Origin of the sequence: Streptomyces toxytricini, assembly GCF_014649915.1 — a bacterium.
In the GTDB taxonomy this organism is placed as follows: domain Bacteria; phylum Actinomycetota; class Actinomycetes; order Streptomycetales; family Streptomycetaceae; genus Streptomyces; species Streptomyces toxytricini.
Genome location: NZ_BMTY01000001.1, coordinates 344,418 through 363,683, shown reverse-complemented (window position 1 = coordinate 363,683; position 19,266 = coordinate 344,418). Strand labels below are relative to the sequence as shown.

Here is a 19,266-nt window from a genome sequence, read left to right as displayed (position 1 = left end):
CGCGCGGGGCGCGTCCGTTTCCGCGTCCGCCTCCGCGTCCGCGTCCGCCTCCGCGTCCGGCGGTGCCGAGGCTGCTACTGCGGGCGGCGCTCCATCACGCGCCGGGCAGCCTCGCTCTCCGCCGCCGCGGGAGACAGCTCGTCGAGGGTGTCGATGTCGGTGTCCGACTCCAGTTCCTCCTCCCAGGCGGCGGCGAGCCGTTCCTGCTCCTCGCGCGGCTCGCCGGCGACGGCGTCCCGGTGGGCCGGGTCGAGGGCGGCCAGGAAACGTCCGACGGCGTCCAGGGGCATCCCGTACTCCTTGCGTGGCGTGGGGGTGTGGCGGACGGGCCTGCGGCGGCCCCCGCCCAGGATGGGGACGGCGGGCAGGGGCCGTGCGCCGGACACGGCCCGCGCCCACCCGGATGGCGGCCGCGCGCCCACCCGGCGGCGGCGCGCGCGGTGTGTCTGCGCGCCCCGTACGGCCGCGGCCCCTTCAATGGGCAGCCTCCGAACGGAAACGGGCACGGCATGACCTCTTCCGCGCAGCAGCAGGCACCGGCGGCAACCCCGCACCACACCCGGCGGTCCGTGTTCACGGGCGCGCTGGCCCTGGCGGCGGGCGCCGCTCTCCCCTCCTTCGCGGCCGGGCGGGCGTTCGCCGCCGACGCGGCCGCTCCGGCCATCGCGAGCTGCGCCACCTGGGGGGCGCGGCCTTCGTCGGAGCCGGTCGTGGTCCTCGCCAACCGCCCGCAGCGGATCATCGTCCACCACACGGCGACGGCGAACGTCACCGACTACTCGCAGCAGCGGGCGTTCGCCCTGGCAAGGGCGATCCAGACGTACCACATGGACGCGCAGGGCTGGATCGACACCGGGCAGCACTTCACCGTGAGCCGGGGCGCGTTCGTGATGGAGGGGCGGCACAGTAGCCTCGCCGAGCTGCGCGGGGGCGCCCGCCAGGTCCGCGCGGCCCACTGCGTCGGCCAGAACACGGTGTCGATCGGCATCGAGAACGAGGGCACCTACACCTCGGAGGAGCCTCCGGCCGCGCAGTACGCGGCGCTCGCGGACCTGTGCGCGTACGTCTGCACCCAGTACCGGCTGCCCGCGACCGCGATCTACGGGCACCGGGACTTCAACGCGACGTCCTGCCCCGGCGACCGGCTGTACGCGCTGCTGCCGGCGCTGCGCCGGGACGTGGCCGCGCGGCTGGGGGCGGGCGCGGCCGGGTCCGGGACGGTGGCGGAGCCGGATCCGGTCCGGGATCCGATCCGGGACCTCCTCGACCAGGCCGCCTCCGACCCGCTGTCGGCGCTGCCGGAGTACCTCCCGCCGCATCTCCTGCCGTAGTGGCGGGCCGTCAGCAGGCGGCGGCCGCGCGGCGGTAGGTGCTGCCGTCGCGGGTCCGGTCCAGCAGACCCGAGGTGATGAGGTGGCGGCGCAGTGCGGCGGTGTCCTCGTGGACGGTGCCCAGGACGTCGTTGACCTCGGGCTCGGTATAGGCGCGCCCGGACTCGAAGAGGGTGTCCGCGAGGTGGGCGAGCAGGGTCTCTCGGACGGCGGGGCGGCGCGGGACGGCGGTGAGCCTGCCGTCGGCGAAGAACCGGCTGAGGGAGTCGGGTGCCGGTGCGGTGTGCGGGGGCCGGGTTCGGTGTGCGCTTTCCTGTGGCATGCGGGCGAGCCTGCCGCGCGGTGTGCGCCCGCGGCAAGGCGTTTTGCGGCGCCGCACGGGGCTTGCGGCCGTTTTCAGGCCAGGTGTACGGCCCACTGGGCCCACAGCGGGAGCAGGAGCAGGGCGACGACGGAGCTCTTGATGACGAGCGCGGCGGACAGGTCGACGCCGACGTCGTAGCGCTGGGCGAAGATGAAGAGGTTCTGCGGTGCCGGCATCGCGGCGATGAGGACGAGGTGGCCGAGCCACTCCCCCTCGACGCCGAACAGGTGGTGGCAGACGGCGTACGTGATCAGGGGCATGGCGACGCACTTGAACGCGATGATCCCCGTCTCCTCGCGGGTGGTGCCCCGGATCTTCAGGCCGCTGCCGCCGAGGTGCAGTCCGAGGGCGAACAGGGCGACGGGCGAGGCGCTGTCGCCGACGAACGCGAAGCCGTCGAGGACCACGCCGGGCACGGTGACCGGCAGCAGGTTGAGCAGGATGCCCGCGTTGCAGGCGATGACCACGGGCGTCAACAGCGAGGCGGAAACCGCCGAGCCGAGTCGGCGGGCCGGGCTGCCGACGCGGTCCGGGCGGCCCCACTCCATGATCGAGATGATGACCAGGGAGAGGACGCACACCTGGAACAGCAGCACCGGGAAGATCGGTGCGGCGTTGCCGAACAGCATGATGAAGACGGGCACGGCGAAGTAGGCGGTGTTGACCTGGACGGCGGCCATGACGCGCAAGGCAACGCCGCGCGGGTCGCGCACGCCGGCCGTCCGGGCCAGGCCGCCGACGAGGACGGCTCCGGTGCATGCCGCGGCCGCGTAGCCGGTGAGGGCCCGCCAGTCGAACAGGACGCCCAGGTCGCTGCGGTAGATGTTGCCGAAGAGGAAGCAGGGGACGGCGAAGAGGAAGGCGTAGTCCGCGAAGGCCTTCGAGCTCTCCGCCGGCACCACCTTCCGCCTCGCGAGGAGGACCCCGCAGCCGAAGGCCAGCACCACCGGTGCCAGCTTCTCCAGTGCCTCCACTGCTCCCATGTGCACGCTCTCGTCCGTAATCGCCGGCCCGGTCAGGCCGGTTCGGGCCGGGAGCGCGGCCGCGGGCCTGCTCCAGCCGAACCGGGCCGCCAGGTGTTCGCGCAGCTCCGCCGCCCGCCCGGAGGTGGCCGTCCGGCGCGCAGGAGGAACTCGACGGCGTGGCTCCACCGCTCAGCGTTGCATGTGTCCACGGCGGACAGGCGGGTTCCGGCCGGTTCGCCGAGGAATTCGGCGGCCGGGTGCGCAGCCGGCGGTCCTCGGCGAGCAGGTGCCCGTACGGCGTGTACGGGGCCGGGCCGGGTGCCGGCGGCGCGCCGGGCTCCGGGTCGGGCTCCGGGCAGGGCTCCGGATCGGGCCGGACGGTGCGGGTCTCCTCCGCCATGAGGGCGAACTGCCGGGCCGGCGGGGCGCTCGCCGCCACCGCCGCGGGCGCACTCGCCGGCAGGAGGTCTCCCCTGCCGGCGGCACGCGCGGCGTCTTCGGTGCCCAGCCGCGACGGTGCGCAATCCGGCCAGGGGGCACGGAAGCGGCGGCCGTTCACGGTGCGGAGGTCGGGCCGGGCGTGGCCGACGCGCCGCGCCCGGCCGGGGGCTCACGGAACGTCCGTACGCGCCCCGGCGTGCGCGGGGGCGCCGTGCGGCCGCAGCGGCCTCACCCGATGGTGTGAGAAAGCCGCTTCAATCCACTCCTGCGAGTGAGCGCACACAGGCAGAACACGCCCGGGGTGTCACGATCACCGCCGGTGACGCATCCGCCGCCGCCTCCGCGCCCGCGCCGCCGCCGGGCAGCGGACGGGGTCCGGACGGGCGGGTCGGGCCGTGCCGCCGCACGCCCGCAGCCCCCCGGCCGCGGAACCACCGCGCCCGCCCGCCGGCCGCGGCAGGCCGCGCCCCGGGCCGACGCCGACCTGGCCCCGCGGCGCCGCCGCCTGCGCACCGCGGCCTCCGCACCGCCGCGCACCCCACCCGCTTCCGACCGTTCGAGGACCACGCTTGACTGCCATCGCCTCCTCCGCCCCGGCCCGCCTCCGCCTGGCCGCACGCTGCCGGACCGCCGTGGACTCCCGCGCCTTCGGGATCGGCGTCCTCGCGCTGATCCTGTGCAACGCGGTGCTGCTCGGGGCCGAGACCTACAGCGGGTTCGCCGCCGCGCACCGGCCGATGCTGTCCGGCGCCGAGAACGCCTTCCTGGCGCTGTTCGCCCTGGAGCTCGCCGTACGCGCCGCGGCCTGCGCCGACCGGCCGAAAGCTTTCCTCCGCGACCCTTGGAACCTCTTCGACCTGGCGGTCCTCCTGGCGGCGTGCCTGCCGTTCGTCCGGGAGAACACCAGCCTGCTGCGGCTGCTGCGGCTGACCCGTGTCCTGCGGACGGCCCGCTTCCTGCCTCAGCTGCGGGTCCTGTTCCTCGCGGTGGCCCGCGCCGTTCCCGGCACGCTCAGCTTCCTGTGCATGGGCGCGCTGATCGTCTACGTGTACGCGATGGTGGGCTGGCTGTGCTTCTCCGCCACGGATCCGGTGCGCTTCGGCTCCGTCGGCCGGGCCTGCCTCACCCTGTTCCTGCTCACCACCATGGACGGCTTCGGAGATGCGGTGCGGTCCGGTCTGGAGCTGTCGCGGCTCACGCTCGTGTACTACGCCTCGTACGTGCTGCTGGCTTCGTTCGTGCTGGTCAACGTGTTGATCGGGGTGGTGCTGGGGTCGCTCGAAGAGGCCCGGGAGGAGGAGCGGCAGGCCCGCCTGGACCTCAAGCAGCGCAGCCGCCCCGACGTCGACCCGGCTGCGCAGGCCGCCGAGCTGCGGGCCCGCCTTGCGGAGGCCAGGCGGGCCCTGGACGCGCTGGAGGGCGCCCTGCCCGGGGCCGCTGCGCCGCCGGCAGTGCGGTCCGGTCCGCCGTCCCCGGCGGGCGCTCCCGCCCCGGCCGAACTGACGGCGGCGGCCGGGCGGCCGACCGCCTGACCCGCCGACCCGCCCACCCCCTCGCCCCGCCCGCGCCGGCAAGCGCTGCCGGTGTCTCTGCGCGTTCTTCCCTGCCCGGCCGGGCACCCCCGACGGCACGATCGGCCCATCCGAACGAGCCGCCCGAGTCTGGGGGAACACACATGGGGACGCGTACACTTCCCGAACTCTGGGATCCCACCACCTTCGACGCCCTGCGGCGGCAGCTGATCCCGTCCTTCGACCTGCTGTACGGCAGCGCGGCCGACGCGGTCGCCATGACGGTGCCTCGGCAGCCGCACGTCCTCGACCTCGGTGCGGGCACGGGCCTGCTCAGCGCCGCCGTGCTCGACCGCGTCCCCGATGCCGAGCTGCTCCTCGTCGACCACTCTCCGGGCATGCTCGGCCAGGCCGCCGACCGGTTCCGCGGCCGCCGCCGGGTCGCCACCCTCGTGGGCGGGCTCGCCGACGAGCTGCCGGACGGGCCGTTCGACGCCGTCGTCTCGGGACTCGCCATCCACCACCTGCCCCACGAGGAAAAGCAGGACCTGTTCGCGCGCATCCGCCGCGTCCTCGCTCCGGGCGGGGTGTTCGTCAACGTGGAGCAGGTGCTGGCGGCGGGCCCGGGCGTGGAGCGGATGTACGACCGGCGGCACGAGGACCACGTCCACGCATCGGGCACCCCCGAGCACGAGTGGGCCGCCGGGCGGCGGCGGATGGCGTACGACATCTGCACCGACCTCGACACCCAGCTGGGCTGGCTGCGGGAGGCCGGCTTCCGGCAGGTGGACTGCCTCGCGAAGGACTGGCGGTTCGCCACGTACGCGGGGTGGACGGCGCCGTGACCCTCTACGACGCCGTGCGCAGGGTCGCGCGGGGCGGCCCCGGCCGGTGCGCGGTCGAGGAGACGGGCGGCGGCTCGGCCACCTACGCCGGGCTGCTGGACCTCGCCGACCGGATGTCCTGCGGGCTGGCCGCGCGCGGCGTGCGCGCCGGGGACTGCGTCGCCTTCGCCCTGCGCGGCGGGATCCCGTACGCGGCGCTGGTCCTGGCCGCCGCGAAGCTGGGCGCCCGGTACGTACCGCTGCTGACCGGGTTCGGCGAACGGCAGGTCGCCGAGGCGCTGCGGCGGACCCGGCCGGTGCTGCTGGTGGCCGACCGTGCGGTGACCGCGCCCGGCCTGCCGGCGGTGTCCCCGACGGCCCTCGCGGCCTCCGGCCCGGCCGCCGAGGCGGCGCCCGGCGGGGAGGGCGGCCCGGACCGCACACCTCGGACGGGCGTGTTCCGGATCCTGTGGTCGTCGGGGTCCACCGGCTTCCCCAAGGGGATCGCCTGGCGCCAGGACGCCTTCGTCGCGGAGCGACGGCGCTGGCTCGCCGACACCGGTATCCGGAGCACGGACGTGTTCTTCTGCAGGCACCCGCTCGACGTCGCGCACGCGACCGACCTGCACCTCTTCGCCGCACTGCTGGCGGGCGGCCGCGTCGTCCTCGCCGACCCCGCGGCGCCGCCCGCGGTGCTGCTGCGCCAGATCGTCTCGCACCGGGCCACCGCGATGAGCGCCCTGCCCCGCCACTACGAGGAGCTGGCCGCCGCGGCCCCGCCCGGCACGGCCCTGCCGCTGATGCGCCGGGCCCTGTGCGGGGGCGCGTACCTGGGGGCGGGAACCGCCCGCCGGGTCCGCTCGGCGCTGGGCACCGCCTTGCAGGAGGTGTACGGGTCGACCGAGTTCGGCCTGGCGCTCGGCGACATCGACGGGCGCGGGCTGGTCCCGGTCGCCGGCGTCGGCGCCAGGATCGAGCCGCTGCCCGGCTCGCCGGGCACCGGGGAGCTGGTCCTCCGCTCGGAGTGCACGAGCGAGGGCTACCTCGGCGATCCGGCGGCCGCCGGCCGGGCCTGGCGCGGCGGCGAGTTCTGGACCGGCGACGTCGCCGCCCGGACGCACGACGGCGGCTTCCGGATCCTCGGCCGGCTGTCCGAGGCGCTTGCCACCCCGGCCGGTCCGCTGCTCGCCCCCGTCCTCGACGAGGAGATCACCGCGACCGGGGCCGTGGCCGAGGCGGTGTCCCTGCCGCGGCGCACCGACGGCCTCGGCAGCGAGGTCGTGGTCGCCGTCCGGCCCGAGGGGGGCGGCGCCGAGGCGGTCGCGGCGGCCCGCACGGTCCTGCTGCGGCACGGGCTGCGGGGCAGCGTCGCGTGCGTGGACGCGGTGCCGCGCACGGAGGTCGGCAAGGTGGACAAGCCGCTGCTGCGTGCACGGTGGGGGTTGCGGTGACCGCCTTCGACGTCCGCGGGGGCGGACCCCCGCTCGTCATGGTGCCCGGGCTGGCCGCCACCGGACGCTTCTTCTCGGACGCCGCCGCCGGCCTGGCCGACCGCCACCGGGTGGTGACCGTCGAACTGCCGTCCCGTCTGCCGGACGCCACCGTCCGGCGGGCGGCCGAGGAGCTCGCGGGCGTCCTCGACCGCCTCGACCTGCGCGGGGCGGTCCTGCTCGGCTGGTCGCTCGGCGCCACCGTCGCCTACGAGTACCTCGACCGGTTCGGCACGGAGCGCGTCGCGGCGCTCGTCTCCGTCGAGCAGTCGCCCCGGCTGACTCTGGCGCCGGACTGGCCGCACGCGGCGTTCGGCGGCCTCGACGCCGCGGGCGCCGAGGAGTTGCGCGCCACCGCCCTGGCGGAACCCGCGGCCTTCGCGGAGCGGCTCGTACGGGGTTCCTTCGCGGCCGGGAGCGAGCCCGACCCGGGCCTCGTCGACGACTTGGCGGCGCAGGCGCTTCGCTGGGACCCGCGGGCCTGTGCCGCGCTCCTCGCGGACGCCGCGCGCCGGGACTTCCGTACCTGCGTGGCCGCGCTCTCCCTGCCGGTGCTCCTCGTCCACGGGGCGCGGAGCCCGGTGTACCCGACCGGTGTCGGCCGCTGGCTGGCCGGCGCTATACCCGGGGCGGAGCTCCGGGTGTTCGAGGACAGCGGCCACCTGCCGTTCGTCGAGGAGCCGCGCGCGTTCGTCCGCGCGGTGGCCGACTTCGTCGCGAGGAAGGTCTCCCATGCCTGAGCAGAGCACCGTCCGGCGCCTGTGCTGGATCTACCCCGAACGCGGCACGGCCTGGCAGCGGGCCTACGAGGACCGCGCGGTGTGGGACGCCTACCGCGCGCTGGCGAAGGAGCTGTCGCTGGAGCTGAGCCTGCACCATCCGGAGGAGGTCGCGGTGGACGCCTCCGACCCGGCCCGGCCGCGGGTCTTCCTCCGAGGGGAGCCGGTCACCCCGGACGACACGGTGTTCGTCACGATGCTGTACGCGCTGCCGCACCAGATGCAGGACGTGGCGAACCAGCTGTTCCTGTTCACCGTCCTGGACCGGCTCGGCTTCCACCTGCCGGTCCCGCCGCACCTGGGGTACGTCGTCGCGGACAAGGCGGCCACCGCGCTGCACCTGGCCGACGGGCCGCTGCCGCCGCTGCCGACCGTGCGGATCGCGACGGGCCGGGACGCCATGACCGGCCACTACGACGCCGCCCTGGCGGGCCTGCAGTACCCGCTGCTCGTGAAGCCGGCCAACTGGGCGATGGGCCTCGGCATATCGGTCGTCGCGAACGTGCACGACCTGCGCGGTGTGATCGCCCTCGCGGGCGGGGCGGAGACCGCGCTGGTGGTCCAGCCGTACGTGCGGGATCCGCGCGAGACGCGCGTGTACGTCGTCGACGGGGAGCCGCGCGCGGTGGTGCAGGGCTGGAAGGAGGGCTACTGCGGGATGGTCAACCGGAGCATCGGGGGCCGCCGCTCGTGGGCGTACACCGAGCTGCCGGAGCGGCTGCGCGGCGCCGTGGAGCACGTCGCGCGCAAGCTGCACCCGGCGCCGTACTTCACGGTGGACTTCCTCTCGGACGGCGAGCGGGACTGGCTGTCGGAGGTCGAGCTGGACGGCGCGGCGGGCTTCGGCCTGGACGAGGCCTCGGACCGGATCGCCGCCGACGTGGTGCGGGCGCGGTTCCGCTCCTACCTGGCCGGCCACGCCGCGGCGCGGGGGGCGGCGCGGTGACCGTCGGCGACGTCCCCTGGGAGCGGCTTCTCGACGCGGCGCACCGGCTGGCGCGCGCGGGCGGGCCGCCGGTGCCGGAGCGCGCGGCGGGCCTGGAGGACCTGGCGGTGTCCGGCCCGGCGGAGATCCTGGCCGCGTCCCGGCAGGAGACCGCCGCCGAGGGCGGGATCGTCCTGTCGAGCGGCGGCACCACCGGACCCCCGAAGATCACCTTCGTGCGGTACGGGCAGGCGGTCGGCCGGCTGTCGGAGCAGTGGCGGCCGCTCGGGCCGGACAGCGTGCTGCTCAACATGTTCAGCCCCGGCCGGATGTGGGCCTCGCACTACTACATGCAGGCGCTGGCGGAGGGAAGCCGGTGCCGGGTGGTGCCGAGCGGTCCCCTGGAGCCGGGCGAACTGGACTACTGGCTCGACGTGTTCGCCGGTCTCGGCGTCGATGCGGTGGCAGGTACCCCGAGCGGGCTCGTCGAACTCGCCGAGGGGATGCTGGAGTCGGGCCGGACGCTGCCCGTCCGCACGGTGGTGTGGATGGCCGAGCCGTGGACGGAGGCGGCGGAGAAGACCGTCCGCGCCGCGTTCCCCGATGCGGGCTTCTGGGGGAACTACGGGTCGGTGGAGACGTACGCGGTCGCCGCCAACACCCCCGACTGCGACCTGCGGGTGCTGCACCTGATGCCCGACCAGGTGCTGGAGCCGGACGACGGGGGCGCCCTGCTCAGCCGGGTGGGGAAGGGCTGGACCGTCCCGGTCGTCCGCTACCGGCTCGGCGACCGGCTCGCCCCGGCGGAGTGCCGGTGCGGGCGCGGCGACGGGCTGCGCGTGCTGGGCCGCGCGGACGACGCGTTCAAGCTGCACGGCAGCCTCCTCGCCGCGGGCGAGCTGCTGGACGCCGCCGCCGCCGTCCCCGGTGTGGCCGCGGCCCAGCTGGAGCTGGTCCGGGAGGAGGACTCCTGGCACGGGGTCCGCCGCATGGCGGTGCACTTCACCGGCCGCGCGGACCCGGAGGACGTGCGCCGGACCCTGCTCGCCGCGTCCGCCCGGCTGTTCGGCATCGCCGTCCACCACCCGGAGGCGCTCGCCGTCGCCCGCGTCGACCGCCTGGCCCGGATCGACCGGACCGGGAAGGTCCCGCCGGTGGTGTGGCGGACCCCCACCTGACGTCCGCGGCGCCCCAGCCCGGCCGGCCCGCCTGCCGGGACGGCGCCGCGGCCCCCTCGACCGCAACGGGAACCGGAACGGAGGTGACGACGATGAAGAAGCGCACGGTCCAGAGCACCGACAGCGCCGCAGGGAGCGGCCGCTGGATGGTCTGGGCGGCCCCGGCCGCCCGCAAGTGACGCACCGCTCCCCGCCGTGTCCGGGGCCCGCACGACCCGGGCCCCGGACACGGCGGGCAGTCCGCTGGAGGCCCCGGAGGTCAGGCAAGTGAAGGTCCTGCTCGTGAACATGCCCTGGGGGTCGGTCGAGGTGCCCTCGCTCGCGCTGGGGATCCTGCGCACGGCCGCCGAGGCGCGCGGCCACGAGGTGCTGGTCCGGGAGGCGAACCTCGACTTCGTCGACTGGATCACCGAACGCACCCCGTTCACCCTCGACGACTACACCTACTACGCGACGAACTCGTACTTCCAGGGCGCCGGCGACTGGGTCTTCTCCGGCGCCCTCCACGGCTCCCCCGGGGACGCCGACGCGTTCTCCCGGTTCCTCGCCCGGCACGGCGCGAGCCCCGACGAGACCGCCATGACCCGCGCCCTGCACGGCCTCGTCCCCGAGTTCACCGCCCGCCTCGCCGCCGAGCTGGCCGCCGAGCAGGCGGACGTCGTCGGGTTCACCACCACCTTCCAGCAGAACACCGCCGCGCTGGCAGCGGCACGGCTGCTGAAGGAGCTCGCGCCGGGGACGCACGTCGTGTTCGGCGGGGCCAACTGCGACGGCGAGATGGGCGCGGCGCTGCACCGCTGCTTCCCGTTCGTCGACCACGTCGTGCGGGGCGAGGGCGAGACGGCCTTCCCGGCCCTGCTCGACGCCGTCGCCGGCCTGCGGGCCGGCGCCGGGCCCGAGGCCGCGTACGAGAGCGCCCTGGCGGGTATCGCCGGGCTGTGCTGGCGCGACCGGAGCGGCGCCGCCCGCGCCCAGCCGATGGCGCGCCGGCCGCTGCCCCCGGGCGAGATCCTCGCCCCCTCCTACGAGGGCTTCTTCGAGCGGCTCGACGCCTCGGCCGCCGCGCAGTGGGTGCAGCCGAAGCTACTCGTCGAGGGCTCCCGCGGCTGTTGGTGGGGCGAGAAGCACCACTGCACCTTCTGCGGGCTGAACGGCTCCTCCATGGAGTTCCGCAGCAAGAGCCCCGACCGCTTCCACGCGGAGCTGCTCGACCTGGCCGCCCGCCACCAGGTGCTCGACTTCGTCGTCGTCGACAACATCCTCGACATGGGGTACTTCGACACCGTCCTGCGCCGGCTGGCCGAGGGGGAGTACGACGTCCGGCTCCACTTCGAGGTGAAGTCCAACTTGCGAAAGCACCAGTTCCGGATGCTCGGCGACGCGGGTGCGGTGATGGTGCAGCCCGGCATCGAGAGCCTGAGCACGCGGGTGCTCAAGCTGATGGACAAGGGCGTCACCGGCTGCCAGAACGTCCGCGCCCTGCGCGACGCGCAGAGCGCCGGGGTGAGCGCCTGCTGGAACTACCTGTACGGGTTCCCCGGGGAGGCCCCCGAGGACTACCGGGGCGTCCTCGCGCAGCTGCCCCTGCTGCACCACCTGGAGCCGCCGGCGGGGGCGTCCCGCATCGCGATCGAGCGGTTCAGCCCCTACTTCGACCGGCCCGAGCTGGGCTTCGCCGACCTGCGGCCCGCCCCGCAGTACGCGGAGGTCTACCGGCTGCCCGAGGAGGAGCTCGCCGGCCTCGCCTACCTGTTCGCCGCGGAGCCCCGCGGCATCGGCGACGACCTCGGCGCCGAGCTGGGGGCGGCCGTCGAGGCCTGGCGGGCCGAACACCCGGCATGCCGCCTCACCTGGCAGGAGGCCGGGGGCCGGATCGTGCTCGTGAGCCGCAGGACGGCGTACGACTGGACGGTCCACGAGCTGGCCGACCCGGCGGAGACCGCCCTGTTCCGGCTGCTCGAACAGCCGCGCACGGCGGCCGTGCTGGGCGCGAAGTCCGGCCTGCCGGCCGAGCGGGTGCGGGCCGTGCTGGACCGCTGGACAGGCCTCGGCCTGCTCTTCCACGAGAACGGCGCGTACGTGCACGTGGCCGTCGAGGCCGACAACCAGGCGCTGCTCCGGCCGGGGCACCGCCACCACGGAGAGGAGCAGCGCAGTGCCGCTTGCGTCGGCTGAAGCACGGGGTGCGGCCGTACCGGTCGAGGCGTGGCGCGATTACGACCCCGCCACCCGCGCGCTGCCCGGGATGCGCCTGGTGCCCGAGCCGGGCGGAGCCACCGCACGGGAGGATGCGGAGCGGCTCCATGCGGCCGGGGCGCGCTGCGTCCGCCTGCCGGAGCCGGTCGAGGTGTGCGCGGGGGCGGGGCCTCGGTCGGCGCGGGCGCTGGCGCTGGTGCGGGAGCTGACGGGCCGGGCCGTCGCGGTGGAGTGGACGGCGCGGTGCGGGGACGGATGCGCGGCGCGCGGGGAGCCGGGGCACCTCTATCCGCCGGAGGAGGTCGAGGGGGCGGCCGCCGGGGTGGCCCGTGCCTGGCGGGAGGCGTACTTCCCCGGGAAGTGCGTCTTCCGGCGCGGGCCGGGGTTCGTCGAGGTCAGGGACCGCCGGTTCGGGGCCCTGGAGCTGTTCACCGTCGACGAGCCGGCCTTCCTGGCGGCGATCGGGGTGCTGCGCGACGGCGCCGCCGCGGGCGCCGTGCCGGAGGGAGTGCTGGCGGAGCTCGAAGGGGCGCGGCTGGTGTCCCGGTCGGGCGGGCGGGCCTGGTGGCTGCCGCTCGCCGTGCACCGGTGGCCGTTCGGCTCGTTCGCCCTGTGACGCGGGGTCGGGCGTCGGTTCCCGGCCGAACGCGTCCGCGCGGGGGCGGTTCCCGGGACGACGCGCTACCCTCCGCGCATGATTGACATGGACACGCCTTCCGGGCGGCCGCGCAGAGCCGGCCTGACCGGCCTGCTGTGCCTCCTTCTGCTGACCCTCCTCGGCGCCGCCCCGGCCACGCAGGCCGCCCCCGGCCCGGCAGGGCCCCGTACGGGCGCCGGCGCGGCGGCCGCCGCAGCGCGCTGGGGCGACCGCCGCCTCGACGAGGCGACCTTCCTGACCGCCCACAACGCCTTCACCAACTACGAGGACTCCCGCTGGACTTCGGTGAACCAGTCCGAGTCGGTGCGCGCCCAGCTCGACAACGGCGTCCGCGGCCTCAGCCTGGACACCCACTGGTACGAGCGCAGCACCTGGCTGTGCGTCATCAGCTTCGGCAGCGACTGCTACCCCAGCGACGTCTACCTGTGCCACGGCGGCTGCAAGACCTTCGCCGGCGCCACCTACGCCCTGCCGCGGCAGTCCTTCCACGGCACGATGCAGACGGTGGTGGACTTCCTCGCCGCCCACCCGCAAGAGGTCGTCACCGTCTTCCTGGAGGACTACGTCGGCGCCGAGCAGCTGGGCAGCTCCCTCTCCCGGGTCCGCGGGCTGTCCGAGCTGCTGTTCCGGCCGGACGAGTGGGGCGTGCGGCAGCACGGCTGGCCGAAGGTCGCCGACCTCGTCACGGCGGGCAAGCGCCTGCTGGTCTTCTCCGACCGCTCCGACCGCGAGCACCTGGGCGTCATGCACGACCGGTCGTGGACGGTGAGCAATTACTGGAGCCTCGGCGACCTCGGCAACGACCTCGCGTGCGTCACGCGCTGGCCGGACGTGCCCCTGGACCGCCGGGAGCCGGGCTTCCGGCGGCTGTTCACGATGAGCCACCACCGCAACGTGCCGACCGTCCTCACCGCGGCCCTGGACAACGGCGCCAAGCTGCGCGGCCGCATCGCCGAGCACTGCCGGCCGGCGGCCGGCGGCCGCAATCCGAACTACGTGTCGGTGGACTTCCACCGCCTGTCGGACGGCTCGGGACACAACCCGGCCTCCATCGTCGCCGAGCTGAACGCCCGCCCCTGAAGGCCCTACCGCGCCGGGGCTCCCCCACTGTCCCCGGCACGGCGTACGGGGCGTCAGCCGCCGGCTGCGGCGTGGCGGGGCGCCTGCGCAGGCGGGGCCGGCTCGGGCACCGCCTCCGCCGGCCCGGCCCCGTCGAGGGCGCCGTGGGAGCGGAGCGCCAGCAGGTAGCCGGCCTGGAACCGGCTCTCCGCGCCGAGTTCGTCCATCAGTTCCGCGATGTGCCGGCGGCAGGTCCGCAGGGACATACCGAGCCGCCGGGCGATCTGCTCGTCCTTCGCCCCGTCGGCCAGCCGCGCGGCGATGGCGTCGTGCAGCTGGGCCGAGGTCGCCGCCGTGTACGAGGCGCCGTACGGCTCCGCGAGGCTCCAGGCGTGGCCGAAGACCGAGCGGAGGAAGGCGACGGCGGACGGCTCGCGCAACACCACCGCCGCGTCGGGGTCGTCCCACACCGGCAGGAAGGCGGTGGCCCGGTCGAAGACCAGCATCTTGCCGAAGAGTTCACCGAGGGTGCGTACTTCGGCGCCGGCCGCCGTGACCGCCTGCACGTACTCCTGGGTCCCCGCGCTGTAGCGGGAGGTGTGCTGGTAGAGGGTGTGCATGCGGACGCCGCGGCGCAGCATCTCCAGGTCGCGGGGCAGGGCGCGCTCCAGGTAGCCGGGCGGTCGGCCGCCGCCCGGCTGCACGGTGAGCACCTCCTCGGTGCAGCGGGCCGCCGCGTCGGAGATCAGCAGCATGACCCGGTCGCGGGATTCGACGACCTCGACGGCTCCGGTGTCGGCTCCGCGCCGGTACGCCTCCTCGTACCGCGGGATCAGCGAGCTCAGCCGGGCCCGGGTGCGTTCGAGGGCCTCCAGGCGGCGGCGCAGCGCGCTCTCCTCCGGGCCGACGAGTTCGGCCGTCGCGGTGTAGGGGCTGACGGCGCGCAGCGGCGCCGCCGGGGCGCCGGGGTCGCGGGCCACCAGGCGGTTGCGGGTCAGTTCGGCAGCGGCCCGTTCCGCCGCGTCCTCGTCCAGACCCAGCTCGGCCGCCAGGGCCGCGGCGGGCGCCGGGCCGTGCTCCAGCAGCCGCGTGTAGAGCCGGAGGGCCGCGGGGCCGAGGTCGCCCGGCTCGTGCGGCGCCTCCTCCTGCCCGCGGCCGGGAGCCGCCCGTAAGCGGCTCCCACCGCCGTCAGATGTTCCCCTTTGCTGGATTCTGTCCAAATTTGCCACCCCTCTCTTTCGTGCCACGCACCTTGCTGAGGGCCGCCCACCCTGGACCGGGAGTTCTCCCCCGGGCGATTCTTGAGTCGTCGGAAAGGAAAAACGCCGACAGGATTCTCCGCTCGGAATTCACATCCAGGCCCTCAGGAGTTCAGCATGAAGTTCACCCGGTTCCTCTGTGCGGCGGCACTGGCCACGGTCATTGCGGGCGGCCTCGCGGCCGCAGCGGTACCCGCCGGCCACGCCGGTGCGAATTCGGCACAGCCGCCGGCCCCCTGCGACAGCCGGCCGGGGGACACCGAGTGGACGAACCCCGCGACCCACTGCCCCCCGGTCCTCTAGAGCCCTTCCGGCCCTACCGGGTTCCGTTTCACGCGAAAGCCGTTGGAAAGACCCGATGCCGAACCCCTCTCCCGACCGCCGGGAAGTGCGTTTCCCCTGGTGGTCGACCCTCTCATTGATCTGCGCCGGATCCTGCGCGGTCCTGCTCCTCAGGCGGGCCGCCGGCGCTCCCCCTTCGCCGGCGGGCCTCACCGGCGGCGCCCGCCGCCCCTTCCGGGACGACGCCGCCGCGCACCTCACCACCTCGTGGTGAGGAAAAGCACCCCTCTGCCTCCGCGGCCCGAAAGGTCCACCGAGTAAATCAGCCGTGCGGCACTCCGGAGGGGCGCGCCGAAAAGGACCGGCCGAAATCGGGCCGATTCCCTCCCTTTTCCCGGCCGGGCCCCTCAGGCCGTACGCGGCCCGGCCCACGGCGCCGCGGAACCTTGCGCCCCTTCCGCGGTATTCACCCGCAGCCCCCTCGCCTTCGTCCGCCCGGCGGCCCCACGGCCACCGTGCGCCCGAAAAATCATCGGAAAAACTGCCAGAAGGAGAAAAATCATGCACATCAGCCGCAAGCGCATCGCCCTCGCCCTCGTCAGCTCCGTCGCCGCCGCCGGCGTCCTGCTCCCCGCCACCGCCTCGTACGCCGCCGAGGCGTCGTCCGCGGCCAAGCCCCGGCCGGCCGCGGTGCAGGCGGCCGTCCCGGGCGAGGCCGGCGCCCTCGCGGGCAAGGTCGACGTGGCCTCCGCGGTCCTCGACATCACCCAGAAGATCATGAACATCGTCACCGAGGCGATCGAGCGGAAGCAGAACCGCTCCGGCTACGTGAAGTCCCTGATGGAGGGGGCCTTCTACGAGAGCGGCCAGCGCTACAACGTCATGGTCATCAACGACGCCAACGGGCACACCGCGCACCTGAACGGCATCGTCTACGACGCCAAGGTCAGCGGCATCCACGGCAAGTACCGGGTGATCGTCTTCGAGTCGGGCCAGTTCACCAACCACGGCGACGGCGGCTGGATCAACTGGGCCTTCCGCGGCTGGTTCGACCGCGACGGCGGCTACGTCAACTTCCGCCGCTCCTGGTAACCCGCGGCAGCGCACTCCCCTGGCCCACTTCTTCGCCAATCCACCCGCAAGGAAAAGGACTTCCTCCCATGCGCCGCAAGACCACCCTCGCAACTCTCGCCCTCACCGCCGTCGCCCTGACCGGAGCGGCCTCGCTCCCGGCCCAGGCGGCCGAACGCCCCGCCGTCGCCGCCGCTTCGGCGCCCGAATCCTCCCCCTCCGCGGCGGCGGACAGCGGCCGGCCCGCGGCGGCGGCCGACAAGAGCGTCACCGTCAACGTCTCCATGGACCAGTTGGGGCGCGGCAAGGCCATCGCCGACGCGCTGCGCGGCATCAAGACCGACGACCGGGGCTCCTTCGTCCAGCAGGCGGTCGACAAGGCCTTCGACGCCGCCGGCGGCCGGCACAACGTGATGCTGTTCAACCTGAGCCACAACTACGACGACCGCTTCAGCGGGACCCGCGTCTACGCCAACGTCCAGTGGGGCAACGTCCACTACGGCCTGTGGATCTTCGAGTCCGGCCAGTTCACCAACCAGGGCGACGGCGGCTGGATCAACTGGGGCTTCCGCGGCTGGTTCGACCGCGACGGCGGCCACGTCAACTTCCGCCGCTCCTGGTAGCCGCGGGCCGGGCCCCCGCCCGGGGACCCCGCGCCCCGCACGCCGACCGGCGGCCCCCTCCGGCCCCTCACGGGACCCGGGGAGGGCCGCCGGGCGTCGGCGTTTCCCCGTCACCCGGCGGGCCGGCCGCTCACTTCGGCCGCCCCGTGACCGGCACCGGGGCGCGGACGGTCGCCTGGTCGATGTCGCCGGTGCGGACCGTGACGGCGGCGGTCCACTCGCCCGGCACGGGCAGCCGCAGGTCGTAGGCGGCCCAGTACCCCTTCCGGTCGGTGAGCTTCGCGTCGACCGGTCCGATGTCCAGCTCGGTCTGGGTGAGGTTGAGGCGGATCTCGGGCACGGCCGCCAGCCCGCCGTCCTCCGTGAACACGACGGCCTCGACCGAGTTCTCCCCGACGCGCCCCGGCGACAGCGTGATCTGCACCGTGCCGCGGTGCCCGGCCGTCCCCGTGTCGAAGGGGACGGTGACCACCCGCACCTGCGGCCCCCGCGCGGCGGCCGCCTCGGCGCTCTTCACGGCTGCGCGGCCGGGCTGCGTCCCCGTCAGCACGGTGGTGACGGTCAGGACCAGGACGCCGAGCGCGGCTTCGGCGGCCACGGTACGGCGCAGGTGCCGCCGCTGCCCGTCCGCCCCGCCGGGCGCCGGCGGGTCGGCCTCGACGCCGGCAGCCGCCGCGCCGGGGCCGTGAGCCGGGCCCGCGGCGGCCTTCCCCGCCCCTGCCAGGGCCGGCTCCCGCACCGGCTCGGCCCCGGCGTCCGCACCCGTCGTACCGGCCGTGCCGACCGCGGCGAGGACACGGCCGGCCAGCCGCCGGGAGAAGGACGCCGCCCACAGCATCAGGATCACGGCGGCGGTCTTGACGAGGAGGGTCCTGCCGAAGGAGGTGGTGGTCAGCGCCTCCCAGGAGCCGACCTGCCGCCACGACTGGTAGAGGCCCGTGGCGGCCAGGACGGCGACGGCCGCGGAGGCGAGCGCGGAGAAGCGGCCGACGGCGGAGGCGGGCACGGAGGGGCCGCCGGCCCCCCGGCTCCCGAGGACGGCCGCCAGCGTGACGAGGCCGCCCAACCAGACGCCCATGGCGAGCAGGTGCAGTACGGAGGCGGCGACGGCAAGCGGCACCTGGATCCCGGCGGCGGCGTGCTCGGCGGCGGCCCAGGTGAGTGCCAGGCCCGCGGCGAGCCCCGCCGCCGCCCAGCGGACCCGGCGGCCGGGGGACCACTCCTCCTCCCGGCCGTCCGGGGCCGCGGCCCGGCGGGCCGCCCGCCGCAGCAGCACGGCCGCCGCGCCGAGCAGGAGGAGGCGTACGACGAGCGCTCCTCCGGCCTTCCCGGTGACGGTCCGCCCCAGCACCGCCGGGTCGAACGCCGCCGTCAGCGGGCCGCCGGTCTCGTACGGGCCGCGCAGCAGCAGCAGGGCTGCGGTGGACACGGCGAGCGCCGCCCACCCGGCGGCCAGCAGCCGGCGCACCGGGCGCAGCGCCCCGGCCCCGGGCAGGCAGACGAGGACGAACGCGGCGGCGCCGACGAGGAGGGCGAGCCCGCTGTAGGCGACGTGGCGGAAGACCCCGTGGAGGCGGCCGGCGGCCGTGTCCCCGGCGGCCGTGTCGGGGACCTCGGCCGCGGTCTCGGACGGTTTGCCGACGGAGAAGACGAACGCGCCGGAGATGGGGTGGCCGTCGGCGGAGACGACCCGCCAGGCCACCGTGTAGGTGCCCTGGGCCAGACCGTCGGCGAGCTGCACCCGGCCGGTGTTGGCCTTGCCGTCGGCGTGCTGCGCCGGCCGGGGGTTGACCCGCTCGTTGTCCGGGGACAGCACCCGCACCGAGTCCTCGGAGAGGCCGACCGTCTCGGTGAAGGTGAGCGTGACGTGCGGGGGCGCCGAGGCGAGGACCGAGCCGTCCGCGGGGTCGGATCCCGTGAGTCCGGAGTGCGCGGAGGCCGGGCCCGCCCCGCCGAAGAGCAGGGCGGCCACGGCGGCGACCAGCGCCAGGACGGCGAGCGGTGTCCTGGCGGGCGGCGATCCGGTGTGCATGGTCGGGCGGCCTCCGGGATGGTGTGCGTCGGTGGCTGCGTCGCCGCGCCGCGAGCCGCGGCGGGCGGTGCGCTGGCCGGGCTGTGGACGCTAGTGCCGCCGGAGCGCCCCGGACCGGGCTTGAGCAACTTCCGCTAAAGAACGGTCCGGGCACACCCGATCCGCTTGCCCCGGCGGGCCGGCCGTGCGAAGGCGGAGGGCGTGCGACGAGAGCGGGCGGGCGGGTCGGGGGCCCGGTAGCGTGGACGGGGGGACCGGGGTCCGGGGGGACCGGGGCC

General features: G+C 75.4%; 17 protein-coding genes. 12 read left to right on the top strand and 5 right to left on the bottom strand.

Annotated elements, in window-relative coordinates; all coding sequences use genetic code 11:
* Positions 1–74 precede the first annotated feature (74 nt).
* Positions 75–290: a hypothetical protein gene (locus tag IE170_RS01535; RefSeq protein ID WP_189807449.1), complete on the bottom strand. Its 216-nt coding sequence runs from the start codon at positions 288–290 to the stop codon at positions 75–77.
* A gap of 219 nt (positions 291–509) precedes the next feature.
* Between IE170_RS01535 and IE170_RS01530 the strand changes: the two genes are divergently transcribed.
* Positions 510–1,331, top strand: coding sequence for a peptidoglycan recognition protein family protein (locus tag IE170_RS01530; RefSeq protein WP_189807448.1), 822 nt, complete (start codon positions 510–512; stop codon positions 1,329–1,331).
* Between the two features lie 10 nt (positions 1,332–1,341).
* On the opposite strand, the gene IE170_RS01525 is transcribed toward IE170_RS01530, so the two are convergent.
* Together IE170_RS01525 and IE170_RS01520 are read right to left on the bottom strand one after the other, a co-directional pair.
* Positions 1,342–1,653 carry a DUF2087 domain-containing protein gene (locus IE170_RS01525; RefSeq protein WP_189807447.1) on the bottom strand — a complete coding sequence of 104 codons (312 nt, stop codon included), beginning with the start codon at positions 1,651–1,653 and terminating at the stop codon, positions 1,342–1,344.
* A 74-nt stretch (positions 1,654–1,727) separates the two neighbouring features.
* The gene (locus tag IE170_RS01520) at positions 1,728–2,678 is read right to left on the bottom strand and encodes an AEC family transporter (protein WP_189807597.1); all 951 of its coding nucleotides are present in this window, start codon (positions 2,676–2,678) and stop codon (positions 1,728–1,730) included.
* Positions 2,679–3,679: 1,001 nt separating this feature from the next.
* Here IE170_RS01520 and IE170_RS01515 point away from each other — a divergent pair.
* The 9 genes from IE170_RS01515 to IE170_RS01475 all read left to right on the top strand — a co-directional run bounded on the left by IE170_RS01515 (position 3,680) and on the right by IE170_RS01475 (position 13,742).
* Complete coding sequence (locus IE170_RS01515; protein WP_229884558.1) at positions 3,680–4,633, top strand: ion transporter; 954 nt, start codon at positions 3,680–3,682, stop codon at positions 4,631–4,633.
* A gap of 143 nt (positions 4,634–4,776) precedes the next feature.
* Positions 4,777–5,457 (top strand): class I SAM-dependent methyltransferase, encoded by a 681-nt coding sequence (locus tag IE170_RS01510; protein WP_189807446.1) that lies wholly within the window; start codon positions 4,777–4,779, stop codon positions 5,455–5,457.
* Positions 5,454–6,887, top strand: coding sequence for a class I adenylate-forming enzyme family protein (locus tag IE170_RS01505; protein ID WP_189807445.1), 1,434 nt, complete (start codon positions 5,454–5,456; stop codon positions 6,885–6,887). Before IE170_RS01510 ends, IE170_RS01505 begins: the two co-directional genes overlap by 4 nt.
* A complete protein-coding gene (locus IE170_RS01500) occupies positions 6,884–7,666 on the top strand; it encodes an alpha/beta fold hydrolase (protein WP_189807444.1) in 783 nt (260 codons plus the stop codon). Before IE170_RS01505 ends, IE170_RS01500 begins: the two co-directional genes overlap by 4 nt.
* Positions 7,659–8,651 (top strand): ATP-grasp domain-containing protein, encoded by a 993-nt coding sequence (locus tag IE170_RS33115; RefSeq protein WP_189807443.1) that lies wholly within the window; start codon positions 7,659–7,661, stop codon positions 8,649–8,651. The genes IE170_RS01500 and IE170_RS33115 overlap by 8 nt, the downstream gene beginning before the upstream one ends.
* Entirely contained in the window at positions 8,648–9,808 is a 1,161-nt protein-coding gene (locus IE170_RS01490; protein WP_189807442.1) for an AMP-binding protein, read from the top strand. Before IE170_RS33115 ends, IE170_RS01490 begins: the two co-directional genes overlap by 4 nt.
* Before the next feature lie 267 nt (positions 9,809–10,075).
* Positions 10,076–11,983 carry a RiPP maturation radical SAM C-methyltransferase gene (locus IE170_RS01485; RefSeq protein WP_189807441.1) on the top strand — a complete coding sequence of 636 codons (1,908 nt, stop codon included), beginning with the start codon at positions 10,076–10,078 and terminating at the stop codon, positions 11,981–11,983.
* Entirely contained in the window at positions 11,964–12,620 is a 657-nt protein-coding gene (locus IE170_RS01480) for a DUF5825 family protein (protein ID WP_189807440.1), read from the top strand. Before IE170_RS01485 ends, IE170_RS01480 begins: the two co-directional genes overlap by 20 nt.
* Before the next feature lie 78 nt (positions 12,621–12,698).
* Positions 12,699–13,742, top strand: coding sequence for a PI-PLC domain-containing protein (locus IE170_RS01475; protein WP_189807439.1), 1,044 nt, complete (start codon positions 12,699–12,701; stop codon positions 13,740–13,742).
* 53 nt (positions 13,743–13,795) lie between these two features.
* Here the strand turns inward: IE170_RS01475 and IE170_RS01470 are convergent, their stop codons facing one another.
* The gene (locus IE170_RS01470; protein ID WP_189807438.1) at positions 13,796–14,941 is read right to left on the bottom strand and encodes a LuxR C-terminal-related transcriptional regulator; all 1,146 of its coding nucleotides are present in this window, start codon (positions 14,939–14,941) and stop codon (positions 13,796–13,798) included.
* A gap of 882 nt (positions 14,942–15,823) precedes the next feature.
* On the opposite strand from IE170_RS01470, the gene IE170_RS01465 reads away from it, so the two are divergent.
* Both IE170_RS01465 and IE170_RS01460 read left to right on the top strand, forming a co-directional pair.
* The gene (locus IE170_RS01465; protein ID WP_189807437.1) at positions 15,824–16,354 is read left to right on the top strand and encodes a stress protein; all 531 of its coding nucleotides are present in this window, start codon (positions 15,824–15,826) and stop codon (positions 16,352–16,354) included.
* Positions 16,355–16,422: 68 nt separating this feature from the next.
* Positions 16,423–16,956: a hypothetical protein gene (locus tag IE170_RS01460; RefSeq protein ID WP_189807436.1), complete on the top strand. Its 534-nt coding sequence runs from the start codon at positions 16,423–16,425 to the stop codon at positions 16,954–16,956.
* A gap of 130 nt (positions 16,957–17,086) precedes the next feature.
* On the opposite strand, the gene IE170_RS01455 is transcribed toward IE170_RS01460, so the two are convergent.
* Positions 17,087–18,988, bottom strand: coding sequence for a copper resistance CopC/CopD family protein (locus IE170_RS01455; RefSeq protein ID WP_189807435.1), 1,902 nt, complete (start codon positions 18,986–18,988; stop codon positions 17,087–17,089).
* Positions 18,989–19,266: the final 278 nt, after the last annotated feature.